This is a genomic window from Streptomyces sp. NPDC054783, assembly GCF_053611725.1.
Map to the genome: position 1 here is coordinate 103,478 of NZ_JBSHAY010000029.1, position 14,708 is coordinate 118,185.

Below are 14,708 nucleotides of genomic sequence, written 5' to 3' on the forward strand. Positions count from 1 at the left end.
GAAACCTGCCGAGGGGCATCCATGTCTGTCAAACCGACCGTCCTGCAGGATCGCAACCGAAACCGCGGCACCGCATACACACTGGAGGAGCGGGCGAAGCTCGGGATCACCGGCCGGCTGCCGGCGGCCGTCGAGACCCTCGAGGGGCAGGCCTCACGGGCCTACGCACAGCTCAAGCAGAAATCGTCCGATCTGCAGAAGTACATCTACCTCAACGAGATTCACGACCGGAACCAGGTTCTGTACTTCAAGCTGCTGGCCGACCACCTCGACGAGCTGCTGCCCGTGGTGTACGACCCGACCGTGGGCGACGCGATCCAGCAATGGTCCGTGGACTACCGCGACTCGCGTGCGGTGTACCTGTCGATCGACCGCCCCGACGACGTGAAAGCTTCGTTCGAGTCGCTCGGCCTTGGTGCAGACGACGTCGATCTGATCGTTGTCTCCGATGCTCAGGAAATTCTGGGAATCGGGGACTGGGGTGTCAACGGGACCGACATTTCCGTCGGCAAGCTCGCCGTTTACACGGCCGCAGCCGGCATCGACCCGAACAGGGTCATCGCAGTGAACCTCGATGTCGGAACAGACAACGAGCAGCTGCTCAACAGCCCGCCCTACCTGGGCAACCGGCATGCGCGGGTGACCGGTAAGCGGTACGACGACTTCGTCGCCCTCTATCTCCGGACTGTGTCCGAGTTGTTCCCGAACGCGCTGCTGCACTTCGAGGACTTCGGGCCGTCGAACGCCCGGCGGATCTTGGTGGAGAACGCGGACAAGTACCGGATCTTCAATGACGACATGCAGGGCACTGGGGCGATCGTCATGGCGTCGGTGTTCTCTGCCCTGAAGGTCACAGGTGGCCGCTGGTCCGAGCAGCGACTGGTGGTCTTCGGAGCGGGAACCGCCGGCACCGGCATGGCCGACCAGATCCACGCAGCGATGGTGCGTGACGGTGTCACACCCGAACAGGCCAAGAGCAACATCTGGCTCATCGACATCCATGGCCTCGTGACCGACGACATGGCGGACCTGCCTGACTACCAGCGGGCGTACGCCAGGCCGAAGTCCGAGGTGAGCGCGTGGGCGGACGGTGAGATCGACCTGCTGACCACCATCAGGCATGTCAAACCCACCATCCTGATCGGCACGTCGACCGTCCATAACGCCTTCACTGAAGACGTGGTGCGCGCCCTGGCCGAGGGGGTGGACCGCCCGATCCTCCTTCCGCTGTCGAATCCGACGAGTCGCATCGAGGTAATGCCTTCTGACGCGATTGTCTGGTCCGAGGGCAGAGCGCTGATGGCTGTCGGCATCCCGGTCGGACCGGTGGACTACAACGGCGTCTCCTACGAGATCGGACAGGCAAACAACGCGCTCCTTTATCCCGGACTCGGCCTCGGCACGATCATTTCGGGCGCCCGTCATGTGACCGACGGGATGCTGCTCGCCGCTGCAGAAGCGGTGGCCGGCCAGGTCGATGTGTCCCGGCCGGGGGCCTCACTCCTGCCGCCGGTTGCGAACCTGAGAGCGTCCTCGGCCACAGTCGCCGTCGCCGTCGCCCGAGCCGCCGCGCAGGATGGAGTCGCGACGAAGACACACGAAAACCTCATTCAAGCGGTCCAGGACGCGATGTGGCAGCCGGTCTATCCCACGAGCGATGCGGAGAACGTGCAGTGAGCCGGGGAGACCAGTCGGTCCCCGAGTTGCAGGATGTGCCGATCGGGATCCAGGCCGATGGACAGCGCGAAGAATTTGACAGCATGGGCACCGTGGAGGTGCCGGCGGACCGCTACTGGGGTGCGCAGACGCAACGGTCACTGATCCATTTCTCCATCGGTGGCGACCGGATGCCCAAGGAGGTCTACCACGCCTACGGCTACGTGAAGAAGGCGGCAGCGCTGGTGAACGCCGCCGCCAACCGGCTGCCCGAATGGAAGAAGCAGGCAATCGTACGGGCCGCGGAGGAAGTCATCGCCGGAGAGCTTGACGAGCACTTTCCCCTGTTCGTCTGGCAGACGGGCTCGGGCACTCAAAGCAACATGAACGTCAACGAAGTCATCTCCAACCGTGCGTCGCAGTTGCTCGGTGGCACGCTCGGGAGCCAGAAGCCGGTGGGCCCGAACGACGACGTCAACATGGGGCAGTCCAGCAACGACAGCTTCCCGTCCGCGATGCACATCGCAGCGGTGCAGGAAGTCGATGACCACCTCCTGCCTCAGGCCCGAGACCTTGCGGCGGTCCTTGAGGCAAAGGCCAAAGAGTGGAACACGGTCGTGAAGATCGGCCGCACGCACCTCGAAGACGCCGTACCACTTACCGTGGGACAAGAGTGGTCAGGTTATGCCGCCCAACTACGCGCCTGCATCGAGGAGATCGAGCACAGCCGCAAGGGGCTGCTCGAGCTGGCCCTGGGCGGAACCGCCGTCGGAACAGGCCTGAACGCGCCGAAGAACTTCAGCCGTGACGTCGCGGCGCAGATCGCCGAACTGACCGGCAAGCCATTCGTTACCGCCGAAAACAAGTTCATGGCGCAGGGATCGCTGGACCCCATCGTGCGGGCGCACGGAGCACTGCGCGGCCTGGCCGTTGCCCTGATGAAGATCGCCAACGACATGCGATGGCTGGCCTCAGGCCCACGCACCGGCTTCGCCGAGCTACTGCTTCCCCAGAACGAGCCCGGCTCCTCGATCATGCCCGGCAAAGTCAACCCGACCCAGTGCGAAGCCATCGTCATGATCGCGATACAGGTGCTCGGCAACGACTCTGCAGTGGCGTTCGCCGGAAGCCAGGGCAACTTCGAACTGAACGCCATGCGCCCAGTGATCATCAGGAACTTCCTGCACTCCGCGCGCATTCTTGCCGACGGGATGGAGAAGTTCCGGACATTCTCCGTCGACGGCACCGAGCTGAACCGAACGAAAATCGCACAATACGTCAACGAGAGCCTCATGCTGGTCACGGCGCTGAGTCCGGTCATCGGCTACCAGAACGCCGCGCACATCGCCGAGTCCGCGCTCGCCAACGACCAGACCCTCAAAGAGGCCGCCCTGGCAAGCGGTCACGTCGACGAAAAAACGTTCGACACAGTGGTCGACCCGCTCTCGATGGTCGGAGACGGCGTGTCCGGTGCCTGACCCTCCGCCGCGGACATGGTGCAGCCGCAGAACACTGAGGTCTTTCAGCGTTGCCGCTCCAGTGTGCGGACGGCTGCTGTGATTGACGTCATTCGATTCGGGCCGCACCGCGCTCTGCGGAAGATCCGCCAGGGCTTCAGACGGGGCGACTCCACGCTCGACCGCGCCCGAGCCATCGACAGCGCCCGGTTGACGGTCTGTTCGGCGAGTGTCAGTTCACCTCCCGCAGGCCGTCTGGCCGGTGTGGTCACCCACGCTCCGGCACCGATGTAGGCGCGATCGGCCAGGATCGGCACGCCCTGGCGCCCGCAGATACTGATGATCCGGTGGGCGCGGGCCGCGGTCAGGTCGTGGCAGCGCCCCGGCAGGGCGGGAGACAGCCACAGCACCTCGCCATCGGGGTCGGTGACCACCTGCACGTTCACCCCGTGCCGGCGGTGCTTGGCCGGGTGGTCGGCCCGGCCGTCACCGACGCGGTCGCACTCGGCCAGGCTGCCATCCGTTGAGACTTCGAACACCTCCCTCAATGGCACGGGAGCCTTGTGCGTTGCGGCCAAGGTCGCTGTCATCCCATCGGCGCCCTCACTGAACGACCTCACTGTTCCAGGGACCTCGCGGCCTCGCGAATCACGTCCAGTACGAATTCCGGGTGCGAGAGCATGGGGACGTGGCTGCTGTCGATATCCCGGGTGCGAGCGCCCATGCGCTCAGCAGCGGCGCGCTCCAGCTCGGGGTTTACGGTGCGATCGCTGTTTGCGACGATGTACCAGCTCGGCTTCGTACGCCAGGCGGTCCCCGGAACTTGCTGATCGAACAGGTCTGCCACCGGTACGCCGCCGGTGGCCAGCACGAGCTTCTGCTCATCCTCCGGCAGGTCGCCGCAGAAGTCCGCGAGAGCCTCTTCACGGAGCCAGACACGCCCGTCAGCAACCTCGACGTGCCCGAAGATGGGCGTTTGGGGGAACCTGTCCTGGTGCTGCTGGGCGGTCTCGTTCTCGTCGGGCGCTAGGGCTGCGATATAGACCAGCGCACCCACTCGGTCGTTCGTGCCGGCCTTCGTGATCAAGACGCCGCCGTAGGAGTGGCCGACGAGGACGACCGGTCCGGGAACGCGGTTGATAGTGAAGTTGACGCATTCGACATCGCTTGCGAGCGAGTTCAGCCCGTGCTGCGAGGAGATCACCTCGTACCCTTCCCCCTGGAGCGTGGGGATGAGCTTATTGAAGCACGAACCATCGGCCCAAAGCCCGTGAACGAACACGATGCTCGGCTTGCGTGCCATGTTGTTTCTCCTTCAGTGCAGAGTGATCTTGGGCTATGCAACATGCATCGCATCAACCAGCGAGTACGGACAAATGCCGGCGCTCGACCACTCCTGCACATTCACAGCGTCGCACGTCCCTCCACGGCATCCGGTCCGGCCAAACGTTGAAAGGAGCCGGAGCAACGTCACCCGATCAGTGGCTGTCCTGAAAGGGCTCACTGGTCAGGAGAGAGCCTTGACCAGCTCTTTGGCGAGGGGACCCGAGGAAGCGGGGTTCTGCCCCGTGAAGAGGTTGCGGTCCACGACCAGGTAGGGTTCCCAGGCGGGGCCCCGCGAATACTGGGTGGGCAGCTTCTTCAATGCGTCCTCCAACAGCCACTTGGCTTTGTCGGCGAATCCGACGCCCTCCTCCTCTTCGTTGCAGAAGCCCGTCAGACGGTAGTTCGCGAAGGGCGTGTCGCCGTGTGCGTCACGGGTCGCGAGCAGAGCGGCCGGGGCATGGCAGACGATGCCGAGTGGATTTCCGGAATCGAGTGCCCTTCGCAGCAGTGACGCGGACTCGGGGTCGACCGAGAGGTCTTCCATCGGGCCGTGACCGCCGGGGTAGTAGACCGCGTCGTAGTCCTCGAGATGCACCTCCTCGAGGGAGATGGGATGCCGCAGTTCATCCGCCGACTCGATGACAGCCTCCTCCCGGAGGGCGTTCTCCTCGCCGCCCGCCATGCGGGGCTCCAGGCTCATCGTGTCAACGACGGGGACGACCCCACCCGGGGTTGCCACGGTGACTTCGTGTCCGGCGTCGGTGAACACGCTGTACGGAGCCACGAACTCCTCGGCCCAGTACCCGGTGGGGTGCCGGTGCCCGTCCTTCAGGGTCCAGTAGCTCGCGCCGGTCAGCACGCAAAGGATCTTGGCCATGGGAGGCTCCTCCAAAAGACATTGCCCTGGGAGGGCTAAACGATGTTGAGACAGTCGAGGAAGGGGATCGCGGCGGATGCGTCGCCTGTGATGCGGCAGTGGTCGCGCCAGGGTTTGCGGGTGGTGGCCCACGCGATGAAGTCGAGTGCCGTGCTGTGGACGTGGGTGGTGGCGTCGTCCGCACCAGGTGCCACGGTCAGCTGTCCGTCCGGCGCGGTCGGGGGGAGGATGGTGACTGTGGTGGCGCCCGGGCCGGTCAGGTCCAGGACGAGGGGTCGGCCGACGGTGCCGGTGAGTTCGGGCCCCTGCATCTGGGGGAGGCCGGCGAGCATGAAGCCGACGGCGGGAGCGACCAGGTCGTCGGTCGGTTCCGGCAGCGTGAACGGGAGCGGGCCGTCCGGGGCGAGCATGTCGTTGTGCAGGTGGCAGAAGACGTTGAACGCCATGGTGTTCGCCAGGAGGTGGCGCGGATACGTCCCGAGCCCGGCCACCAGGACGGGCTCGTCGGCCGAGGGCGGTTCCTGGGCCGCTTCCAGGAGGTCCAGCTGGCGGGGGGTGCTGCGCCGCCACTCGTCGAGGACTTCGGCATGGGTCCAATCACGGCGTTGGTCGACGCGCAGGTCGTGGTAGCGCTCGCGGTTCTTCGGCAGTGAGGGGTCGGGCGGCGGTGGGTCGACCGCCTCGGAGGCGAGGGCGGCGAGGTGGGCCACCACGTCGATCACTCGCCAGCCCTGGCACGCGGATGGCAGCTCCCACTGCTCGTGGTTCACCTGGGGGATGATCTCCGCGAGTTGCGCCGTGCTCGAACGCGCGGCGGCGAGGCCGGCACGGGTCATCGTTTCCTCCCTCGTCCTGCTCGAAGGGGCGGTCCGGTCAGGGTGCGGCCTGGCGGGACGTACGGTAGGTCGCGGCGACGTCCGCGCGGCCGAGTCCGTCGTCGGCCGCGAGGTGGAGGCGTTCGTGTACGACTTCCGCGATGCCCAGGTGCAGGCCCACAGCGCGGGCGGTATCGGTGATCAGGCCGGCATCTTTCTCCGCCGCTTCGAGCGGGAAAGAGGGGGTGTCGAGGTCGTCGTCGATCATCTTCGGGCCTTTGCTCTGGACGTACGGGCTGTTGAGGCCGCTGCCGTCGATGACGTCGATGACCAGGTGAGGGTCCACCCCCAGCGCGTCGGCAAGAGTGAGGGCTTCCGCGATGCCCTCGACGGTGGTCAGGACCCAGGCGTTGTAGGCGAGATTGAGGCTGCTCGGTTGGCCGACCTCATCGAGCCACACGGTGCGTGAGCCCACCGCCTCCAGGACCGGTTGCACTTCTTCCCGGGCCTCCCTCTGGGGTGAGGCGGCCAGGACGGTCAGGGTTCCGGCGACGGCCGGTTCCCTGGTGCCGAGGAGGGGGGCCTCGACATACGCGACGTTCAGGCGGGTCGCCTGTTCCGCGAGGCGGCGGCCCCCGTCCGGGGAGACCGTGCATGTCTGCACCCACACCGTGTCGCCCCGCAGGCCGTCGCGGGCCTGGTCCATCACGTCGGCGACCACCTCCTCGTTCGCGAGTGCGGTCAGTACCACGTCGGCGCCGCGGCAGGCCTCGGCCGGCGTGTCGCACACCGCGGCGCCAGCGCCCGCCAGCGGTTCGGCGACGGCGCGGTTGCGGTTCCACACGCGCAGTCCCAGCCCCGCCGCCGCGATGTTGCGTGCCATGGCCTCCCCCATGGTGCCCGTGCCGAGCACGGCGACCACGGGCCTTTCCCGCCCGGACGACGGGGTCCGGTTCGCTGCGCTCATCGTCGCACCTCCATGCGCTCGGCGGGCTGCGCGCCACGACGGCCGGCGCGCATGCCGGCGGTGTCGAATGCCCCCCGGTACCGGGGTTCAGGCGTCCTGGCCGATCCAGACGGTCTTGGCGTTCATGAACTCGCGCATGCCGAGGTCGGACAGCTCGCGTCCGTAGCCACTGCGTTTGACACCACCGAAGGGGATCTCCGGGTAGCTGGTCGTGTTGCCGTTGATGAAGGCCATGCCCGACTGCACGTCACGGACGAACAGTTCGCGTTCGGCCTCGTCCTCGCTCCACAGGTTCGAACCAAGGCCGTAGGGGTGGCCGTTGGCCTCGCGCAGGGCTTCCTCCAGCGAGGGGACCGTCCACACCTGCGCCACGGGGCCGAAGACCTCCTCGTGGTACATCCGCATCTGCGGTGTGATGCCGGTCAGCACGGTCGGCGGGTAGAACCAGCCCGGGCCGTCCGGGCGTTCGCCGCCCAGCAGCACCGTCGCGCCCTTGCCGACGGCGTCGTCCACGTAGGCCTCCACATCCCGCCGGCCGGACTCGGTGGCCAGCGGACCGACGTCGGTGCCTTCGTCCATCGGGTCGCCCACCACCAGCGCACCCATCTTCGCCACGAACATCTCGAGGAACGCCTCACCGATGTCCTGGTGTACGAAGAACCGCTTGCCGTTGATGCAGGACTGCCCGTTGTTCAGGCATCGTGCCTTGACCGCGACGTCGGTGGCCCGCTCCAGGTTCGTGGAGGGCATGACGATGAAGGGGTCCGAACCGCCGAGTTCGAGGACCACCTTCTTGATCTCGTTGCCCGCGATGGTGGCCACGGACCGTCCCGCCGGTTCACTGCCCGTCAGCGTCGCGGCCGCCACCCGCGGGTCGCGCAGCACCTGTTCCACCCTCGAAGCGGAGATCAGCAGGGTCTGGAACACGTCGGCCGGGAAGCCCGCGTCGCGGAACAGCTCTTCCAGGTACAGGGCGCACTGCGGCACGTTCGAGGCGTGCTTGAGCAGACCCACGTTCCCCGCCATCAGCGCGGGCGCGGCGAACCGCATGGCCTGCCACAACGGCAGATTCCACGGCATCACCGCCAGCACCACACCGATCGGCTGATACGTCACGAACGTCTGCTTCGCGCCCACGCGCCCGGCGTCACCGTCCAGGTCCCGCAGGAACGCGGGGCCCTTGGCGGCGTAGAAGCGCAGCCCGCGCACGCACTTGACCACTTCCTCCTCCGCCGCCCGGAAGGTCTTGCCCATCTCCGTGGTGATCAACCGGCTGACGCTCTCGACCTCCTTCTCCAGCCGTTCGGCCGCATGCTGCAGCCATCCCGCCCGCTCCTCGACACTCGTCAGCCGGTACGAGACGGCCGCGGCCGCCGCCCGCGCGAGCTTGTCCTCCAGTTCTTCGGGAGACAGTTCGTCGAACCTTTCCAGGACCTCGCCTGTCACCGGACTCGTCGTAGCGATAGCCATAAATCAACCGTATGGCCGCTTGACAAAGACGGCAATTCGCCCATATGGGCACTAATTCGCCCGGGCCTTGGCGGCATCGTGGCGATGACGGGCGGCCTTGCGGTGTTACTGCGATTTCGTGATATCCGAAACCGTGAAGTCCGAATTCGAGCCACCTGCGCGTCCGGCGCCGCTGGCATTGCAGCGCGCGACCCATGCCACCTTGCAGCTGATCTCCGCCGAACTCGTCGACCTTGACCTGACCACCTCCGAGATCAACGCTCTGGCCAACCTCGCCGACGGTCAGGGCCGCACATCACCCGCGGCACACGCGCCGGCGACCGCCGTTCCGTGCTCATCGAGCTCACTGACTCCGGACGCGCGGCGGCCACGGTAATCGTGCAGACGCTGGCCGCTCTCGAGAACCGCGTGCTGGACAGCCTGCCGGCCGAGGCGGTCGCCGGTTTCCACGCCGTCCTGGATGCCCTGATCGAGGAGGGGGCATGACCGCACACGGGCACGGCCCGCACTCAGTCACAGCAAAAGCGATCAGGCACAGCGGGCGTGTATCGATCCTGCGCGCACCTCCCGAGTGCCTCGTCCATGTGCCTTTTCCTTGCCGCTGACACGATCAACCCAGCCGCACACACAAGCAACGCGGGATTGTTCTGGGAGGCCGGGGACGCCATTGGACACCCTTCATTGACCTGAGATCCCGGCGCACATCCGTCCAATCAGCGGTCGTCGCCATGCGCGGCACCGCAGGAAAGGGACCCCAACGGGACAGTCGTGGCGCCGCTCGATGATGGTGCGCTCCAGCGGCGACTGCGGGCTACGGCGTACGCGTGAGTGGTGTCAACACGCAAGAACGGGGCCACACGGTCCGATTCCCTGGCTCTGACGTGCCAGGGAATCGGTTGCCTAGGACTGGGCGACCCCCTTTCCCGGAGCTGCTGCGCAACACCGCGAGTGAGAATGGGGACATGGCCCGCAAGACCGAGAATGGGGACATGGCCCGCAAGACCGAGCTGAGCGAGTTCCTACGCCGCTCCCGCGCCCGCATCCCGCCCGAGTCGGCGGGACTGCCCTCGCGGGGCGCCTACCGGCGGGTACCGTCGAGCAGGAGCGCCCTCTCGGCCGTCAGGACGCCGGCCTGGGCGACCTACCCGTCGGCCAGTCCGGAACGGAGGCGACCACCGAGGTAGTAGCGGATGCCCTGGAGGCCGCCGAGCGCGGCGGCGCCAACCTCGGTACGGCCCCCGTCGATCTGGGTTTCCCCTCCTTCGACCTCCCCGGTGCCGGCACGGGAGCCGAGGGCCGGACGGAGTTCCGCTGGCTGATGTCCTCGGACGTGTGCAAACACTGCACGCACGCCGGATGTCTCGACGTATGCCCCACCGGCGCCCTGTTCCGTACGGAGTTCGACACGGTGGTGGTGCAGCCCGACATCTGCAACGGCTGCGGCTACTGCGTGTCCGGATGTCCCTACGGCGTCATCGACCGGCGCCCCGACGACGGGCGGGCCTGGAAGTGCACCATGTGCTACGACAGGCTGCGCGACGGGCTGGAACCGGCGTGCGCCAAGGCCTGTCCCACGGATTCCATCCAGTTCGGTCCCCTGGACGAGTTGCGCGAGCGGGCGGATCGACGGCTGGCCGCCCTGCACGAGGCCGGGGTGCCCGAGGCCCAGCTGTACGGTCGCGATCCCGACGACGGCGTGGGCGGAGACGGCGCCTTCTTCCTGCTCCTGGACGACCCCGAGGTGTACGGGCTGCCACCCGACCCGGTCGTGCCCACACGCGACCTGGTGTCGATCTGGAAGCACGTGGGGGTGGCGGCGTCAGCCCTGCTGGCCGCCTCGGCCGCGGTCTTCGTGCGGGGGGCGCGGCGATGAGCGGGCATGAGGAGACCCGGCACGAGCGGCATGGCGGCCACCGCTCCGGCACGGGGCAGGACGACGGCAGCCGCGAGCAGTCCATGGTGCCGCGTGCGACGTTCCGCTCCTATTACGGGCGTCCCGTGCTCAAGCCCCCGGTGTGGGAGTGGAAGATCCCCGCGTACCTCTTCACCGGTGGGCTCTCGGCCGGTGCCGCGCTGCTCGCGGCCGGGGCCGACCTGACGGCGCGTCCAGGACTGCGACGGGCGGGCCGTGCCGGCGGATTCGCCGCCCTGCTGGCGAGCATGTACCTGCTGGTGGCGGATCTCGGCCGGCCTGAGCGCTTCCACCACATGCTGAGGGTCGCCAAGCCGAGCTCGCCGATGTCCGTGGGCACGTGGATCCTCGTCGCCTACGGTCCTGGTAGCGCGCTGGCTGCCGCGGCAGAGGTGCTCCCCGCCGGCGTACGGGCCTCTCCGCCCGGGCGGTTGCTGCACCTGTGCGCACGCCCGGCCGGGCTGTCCGCGGCCCTGCTCGCCCCCGGGGTCGCCTCCTACACGGCCGCCCTGCTCTCGCAGACGGCGGTGCCCGCGTGGCACGACGCCCACCGCGAGCTCCCGTTCGTCTTCACCGGATCCGCCGCGGCGAGCGGCGCCGGTCTCGGCATGCTGCTGGCCCCCGTGTCGGAGGCGGGCCCGGCGCGGCGGCTCGCCGTGGTCGGCGCGGCAGCCGAGGTCGTTGCCTCCCGGCTCATCGACCGGCGTCCCGGCTTCGTGACCGAGGCGTACACCACCGGCCGTCCGCATCACCTGCGCAAGGCGTCCGAGTACCTCACCCTGGGCGGAGCGGTCACGGCGACGACGATTGCCCGGCGCAGCCGGGTGGCCGCCGCGGTGGGCGGACTGGCCCTGCTGGCGGGCAGCGTGCTGCAGCGTTTCGGTACCTTCGAGGCCGGCGTGAGGTCCACGAAGGATCCTGCCTATGTGGTGAAGCCGCAGCGCGAGCGCCTGCAGTCCCATCTCGGAGAGGTGAACGAGGACTGACACCGGTGGCGTCCCGGTCGTGACCGCTTCGGCTGGATGGCGCTCGAACCGTTGGCCCTATCGGTGCAAAAGAGCGCGGTGGACAGTCGTCGAAGCGGACCGGTGCCTGGCCTGCTGACTAGCGTTCCGAGATGACCGCATGACGAGACTGATCGTCATGGCCACGACCGCTCGCGAGCTCCCTTCTTCCGTGCGGGCTGAAAAGAGAACCCATGCTGATGCCCTCTCTGCTCGCGGTCGCAGACCCGCCGCAGCTCCTCCCCGCACGTGAGCAGATGGCGTTCACCCTGGGCTTCCACATCATCATCGTGCCCTTCGGGGTCGCGTTCACCTTCATGATGCTGATCTGCCACTTCCGCGCATTGCGGTACGGCGATCGGCAGGCACTGCTCCTGGCGCAACGCTGGTCGAGGGTGGCTGCCGTACTGTTCGCGATCGGGGCCGTGTCGGGCACTGTTCTGACGTTCGAGCTGGGTCTGCTCTGGCCCGGGCTCATGGGCGCGTACGGCGCGGCATTCGGCTTTCCCTTCGCCATCGAGGGACTGTTCTTCTTCCTCGAGGCGATCTTCATGGCCATCTACATCCACGGCTGGAGAAGACTGCCGCCGTGGCCGCACTTCTTCACCGGTGTCGTGGTCACGCTGGCAAGCGTCGGCGGGACGGCGGCCGTCATCGCGGCGAACAGCTGGATGAACCAGCCAGGGGGCTTCAGCGTCAGCAACGGACGCGTAAGCGAGGTGGTCCCGGCCAAGGTCTTCTTCAACGGCGCCTTTTGGTGGGAGATGGTGCACATGCTGCTCGCGGCATACATCGTCGCCGGCTTCATGGTCGCCGGAGTGTACGCATGGAGTCTGCTCAAGGGGCGTCAGGACCGTTACCACCGACTGGGCTTCCTCGTGCCCTTCACCGTGGCGTCGATCGCGATGCCGCTCCAGTTTCTGGTGGGTGACACGATCGCCCGTCAGGTTTTCGACCGGGAACCGGCCAAGTTCGCCGCCGTCGAACTCGTGCCGTCCACCGCCGACCACGTCCCGGAAACACTCGGCGGTGTCATCATCAACGGGGCGGTACGTTACGGCCTCCCCGTTCCCGATGTGGCATCACTGCTGGCCGGTTTCAGGCCGTCCACCACGATCCGGGGCCTCGACGCCATCCCCGTGCCGGTGCGTCCCGACGACTCGGTGGTCAATGTCGTGCATCTGGCCTTCGACGTCATGGTGGGAACCGCCTCGCTGCTGTTCTTGCTGTCCCTCTGGTTCGCCTGGCTCTGGTGGCGGCGGCGCGAGGTGCCAACGAACCGCTGGTTCCTGCGCGGTGCCGGCATGGCCGGGCTGATCGCCCTGGCCTCCTTGGAGAGCGGATGGGTGGTGACCGAGGTCGGCCGCCAGCCCTGGACCGTCGTAGGCGTCCTGCTGACCAGGGACGCAGTGGCGACACAGGTCAACCTGTGGCCGTTGTTCGCCGGCGTCCTGGCCATCTACCTCTGCGTCGGCATCGGCGCCCTGCTCGTTCTGCGCACCATGCGCAGAAGGTGGTCCGAGCACGACCCAGAGACCGTCGCGGTGCCGTACGGCCCCTATCCGGCACCGGCGGTGACGGACCACGCGGACGGAGCTGACCGCAGGTGAGCACCCTCATCGCCGCCATCCTCTTCGTGGGCGTCATTGCCTACGCCCTCTTCGGCGGGGCGGACTACGGCGCCGGCTTCTGGGACTTGACGGCCGGCGGACCCGAACGGGGACGCCACACACGCGAGCTGATCAATCTCTCCCTGAGCCCGGTGTGGGAGGCAAACCACACGTGGCTCATCTTCTGTCTCGTCACGCTCTGGACGGGCTTTCCTCAAGCCTTCGCCGCGATCACCACGACGCTCTACATTCCGTTGGGACTGGCGGCGCTGGGCATCGTCACCAGAGGAGCGGGGTTCGCCTTCCGCCACGCACTGCCCGAGGGCCGGGCAGAACTGCTGAGCGGTACCGCTTTCGCCTGTTCCTCGGTGCTCACGCCGTTCTTCTTCGGCACCGTGGCGGGCGGCATCGCCTCCGGCCGCGTGCCAACCGGCGGACATGGTGACCCACTGTCGAGCTGGGTCAACCCGACATCGGTCCTCGGTGGTGTCCTCGCCGTCGTGGTCTGCGCGTACCTCGCGGCCGTCTTCCTCACGGGACAAGCTCAGCGCCGTGGGGACGAGCCGTTGGAGAAGGCGTTCCGTGACCGGGCCTTCGCGGCGGCCATCGCCGCCGGCCTGGTGGCCATGGCGGGCGTCTTCGTGCTGCACTCGGACTCGCCGCGCCTGTTCCACCAACTGGGCACGGTGGGCGCGCCACTCCTGGCCGTCTCCGTGCTCTGCGGTCTCACCGCACTCCTGCTGCTGCGCAGGGGCCGCACCGTCGTCGTACGGGGCATGGCCGTGATCGCGATCGCCAGTGTCGTCGCGGGATGGGGCGTGGCGCAGTACCCCTACCTCCTGGGCACCCATATGGTCATCCAACAGGCAGCGGCCCCGTCGGCCGCCTTGTGGGTGCTGGTTGTGCTCTCCTGCGTCGCGGCCGCACTGATCGCCCCCTCGCTTCTGGTGCTGTACGTCCTGCAACTGCGCCGGAAGCTCGGCTGAGAGGGCCGTTGCTTCGAACGCTTCCACACCGGCTGCACGCTGTGGACGTCAAGCATGCCTCCGACCGGTCCGAGACCCGAGTGCGCTCGACGGACGGGCAGACGGCCGGGGCCGAGGTGAGGGACGAATTCGCCCAGCCGAAGCCGCTCCTGTCGGTCATGGCGCCCAGACGCCAACGGGCCTCGCACGGCGCGGAGTCGGCTTCGCGCGCGAGGGCGAGTCCCCGCACGACGGAGAGGCGTCCCCGGCGCCCGGGACCACAGCGGTCCGCTCGTCGCGTGCGTCGAAGACCTCGCGCCCTCCCGGCGCCCCTGGCGGCCGGAGGGCGACCGGTATCAGGCCGAGGCGCTGGTGGCTCCGAGGCGCTGGCGGCTGTGACGGGGAAGGGGACGCCGGTCTCCAGGGCGAGGAGGTCGGCCGGCCACACCTCGTACGCGCCACCGCCACCGGCTGGGAGGCGATCCCCGCCGACCAGCGGGCCACCGCCGTGTTGCCGACCGCGAACTACGGCGAGGCCGGGGCCATCGCACGACACGGGCCCGCCCTCGGCCTGCCCGAACCGTACTCCGGCCACATGGGCCTGCACGCCTGGGGCCCGCCCTCGGCCACCGCCACCGGCCCGGTGCTG

12 protein-coding genes and 2 pseudogenes are annotated in these 14,708 nt (G+C 67.8%); 8 read left to right on the forward strand and 6 right to left on the reverse strand.

The window, feature by feature from the left end:
* The first annotated feature begins 21 nt into the window (after positions 1 to 21).
* Positions 22 to 1,677 carry an NAD-dependent malic enzyme gene (locus tag ACWGJ5_RS35970; RefSeq protein ID WP_453313820.1) on the forward strand — a complete coding sequence of 552 codons (1,656 nt, stop codon included), beginning with the start codon at positions 22 to 24 and terminating at the stop codon, positions 1,675 to 1,677.
* A gap of 35 nt (positions 1,678 to 1,712) precedes the next feature.
* Positions 1,713 to 3,134, forward strand: a complete 1,422-nt coding sequence (gene fumC, locus ACWGJ5_RS35975; protein WP_453313837.1) for a class II fumarate hydratase — start codon at positions 1,713 to 1,715, stop codon at positions 3,132 to 3,134.
* 44 nt (positions 3,135 to 3,178) lie between these two features.
* Here the strand turns inward: fumC and ACWGJ5_RS35980 are convergent.
* From ACWGJ5_RS35980 to ACWGJ5_RS36005, 6 genes and pseudogenes are all read right to left on the reverse strand, one after another.
* Positions 3,179 to 3,643, reverse strand: a pseudogene (locus ACWGJ5_RS35980) (transposase family protein); the annotation flags it as partial.
* Between the two features lie 86 nt (positions 3,644 to 3,729).
* Complete coding sequence (locus tag ACWGJ5_RS35985) at positions 3,730 to 4,416, reverse strand: alpha/beta fold hydrolase (RefSeq protein WP_453313821.1); 687 nt, start codon at positions 4,414 to 4,416, stop codon at positions 3,730 to 3,732.
* Positions 4,417 to 4,620: 204 nt separating this feature from the next.
* The gene (locus ACWGJ5_RS35990) at positions 4,621 to 5,316 is read right to left on the reverse strand and encodes a type 1 glutamine amidotransferase domain-containing protein (RefSeq protein WP_453313822.1); all 696 of its coding nucleotides are present in this window, start codon (positions 5,314 to 5,316) and stop codon (positions 4,621 to 4,623) included.
* A 35-nt stretch (positions 5,317 to 5,351) separates the two neighbouring features.
* Positions 5,352 to 6,152, reverse strand: coding sequence for a maleylpyruvate isomerase family mycothiol-dependent enzyme (locus tag ACWGJ5_RS35995; RefSeq protein WP_453313823.1), 801 nt, complete (start codon positions 6,150 to 6,152; stop codon positions 5,352 to 5,354).
* 37 nt (positions 6,153 to 6,189) lie between these two features.
* Positions 6,190 to 7,098 carry an NAD(P)-dependent oxidoreductase gene (locus ACWGJ5_RS36000; RefSeq protein WP_453313824.1) on the reverse strand — a complete coding sequence of 303 codons (909 nt, stop codon included), beginning with the start codon at positions 7,096 to 7,098 and terminating at the stop codon, positions 6,190 to 6,192.
* Between the two features lie 87 nt (positions 7,099 to 7,185).
* Positions 7,186 to 8,568, reverse strand: coding sequence for an NADP-dependent succinic semialdehyde dehydrogenase (locus ACWGJ5_RS36005; RefSeq protein ID WP_453313825.1), 1,383 nt, complete (start codon positions 8,566 to 8,568; stop codon positions 7,186 to 7,188).
* Positions 8,569 to 8,898: 330 nt separating this feature from the next.
* On the opposite strand from ACWGJ5_RS36005, the gene ACWGJ5_RS36010 reads away from it, so the two are divergent.
* The 6 genes and pseudogenes from ACWGJ5_RS36010 to ACWGJ5_RS36035 all read left to right on the forward strand — a co-directional run bounded on the left by ACWGJ5_RS36010 (position 8,899) and on the right by ACWGJ5_RS36035 (position 14,080).
* A complete protein-coding gene (locus ACWGJ5_RS36010; protein WP_453313826.1) occupies positions 8,899 to 9,054 on the forward strand; it encodes a hypothetical protein in 156 nt (51 codons plus the stop codon).
* A 476-nt stretch (positions 9,055 to 9,530) separates the two neighbouring features.
* Positions 9,531 to 9,752 (forward strand): hypothetical protein, encoded by a 222-nt coding sequence (locus tag ACWGJ5_RS36015; protein WP_453313827.1) that lies wholly within the window; start codon positions 9,531 to 9,533, stop codon positions 9,750 to 9,752.
* Positions 9,662 to 10,441: pseudogene (locus ACWGJ5_RS36020) on the forward strand (4Fe-4S dicluster domain-containing protein); the annotation flags it as partial. The gene ACWGJ5_RS36015 and the pseudogene ACWGJ5_RS36020, both read left to right, overlap by 91 nt.
* Positions 10,438 to 11,466 carry an NrfD/PsrC family molybdoenzyme membrane anchor subunit gene (gene nrfD, locus ACWGJ5_RS36025; RefSeq protein ID WP_453313828.1) on the forward strand — a complete coding sequence of 343 codons (1,029 nt, stop codon included), beginning with the start codon at positions 10,438 to 10,440 and terminating at the stop codon, positions 11,464 to 11,466. The pseudogene ACWGJ5_RS36020 and the gene nrfD, both read left to right, overlap by 4 nt.
* A 212-nt stretch (positions 11,467 to 11,678) precedes the next feature.
* Positions 11,679 to 13,094, forward strand: a complete 1,416-nt coding sequence (locus ACWGJ5_RS36030) for a cytochrome ubiquinol oxidase subunit I (protein ID WP_453313829.1) — start codon at positions 11,679 to 11,681, stop codon at positions 13,092 to 13,094.
* Positions 13,091 to 14,080: a cytochrome d ubiquinol oxidase subunit II gene (locus tag ACWGJ5_RS36035; RefSeq protein WP_453313830.1), complete on the forward strand. Its 990-nt coding sequence runs from the start codon at positions 13,091 to 13,093 to the stop codon at positions 14,078 to 14,080. The genes ACWGJ5_RS36030 and ACWGJ5_RS36035 overlap by 4 nt, the downstream gene beginning before the upstream one ends.
* The last annotated feature ends 628 nt before the right edge of the window (positions 14,081 to 14,708 follow it).

Excerpts from the sequence above, each read along its gene's own strand:
- ACWGJ5_RS35990 (WP_453313822.1), bottom strand. The coding sequence starts at position 5,316 with ATGGCCAAGATCCTTTGCGTGCTGACCGGCGCGAGCTACTGGACCCTG.
- ACWGJ5_RS36005 (WP_453313825.1), bottom strand. The coding sequence starts at position 8,568 with ATGGCTATCGCTACGACGAGTCCGGTGACAGGCGAGGTCCTGGAAAGG.
- ACWGJ5_RS36015 (WP_453313827.1), top strand. The coding sequence starts at position 9,531 with ATGGCCCGCAAGACCGAGAATGGGGACATGGCCCGCAAGACCGAGCTG.
- ACWGJ5_RS35995 (WP_453313823.1), bottom strand. The coding sequence starts at position 6,152 with ATGACCCGTGCCGGCCTCGCCGCCGCGCGTTCGAGCACGGCGCAACTC.
- ACWGJ5_RS35970 (WP_453313820.1), top strand. The coding sequence starts at position 22 with ATGTCTGTCAAACCGACCGTCCTGCAGGATCGCAACCGAAACCGCGGC.
- nrfD (WP_453313828.1), top strand. The coding sequence starts at position 10,438 with ATGAGCGGGCATGAGGAGACCCGGCACGAGCGGCATGGCGGCCACCGC.
- ACWGJ5_RS36000 (WP_453313824.1), bottom strand. The coding sequence starts at position 7,098 with ATGAGCGCAGCGAACCGGACCCCGTCGTCCGGGCGGGAAAGGCCCGTG.
- ACWGJ5_RS36030 (WP_453313829.1), top strand. The coding sequence starts at position 11,679 with ATGCTGATGCCCTCTCTGCTCGCGGTCGCAGACCCGCCGCAGCTCCTC.
- ACWGJ5_RS35985 (WP_453313821.1), bottom strand. The coding sequence starts at position 4,416 with ATGGCACGCAAGCCGAGCATCGTGTTCGTTCACGGGCTTTGGGCCGAT.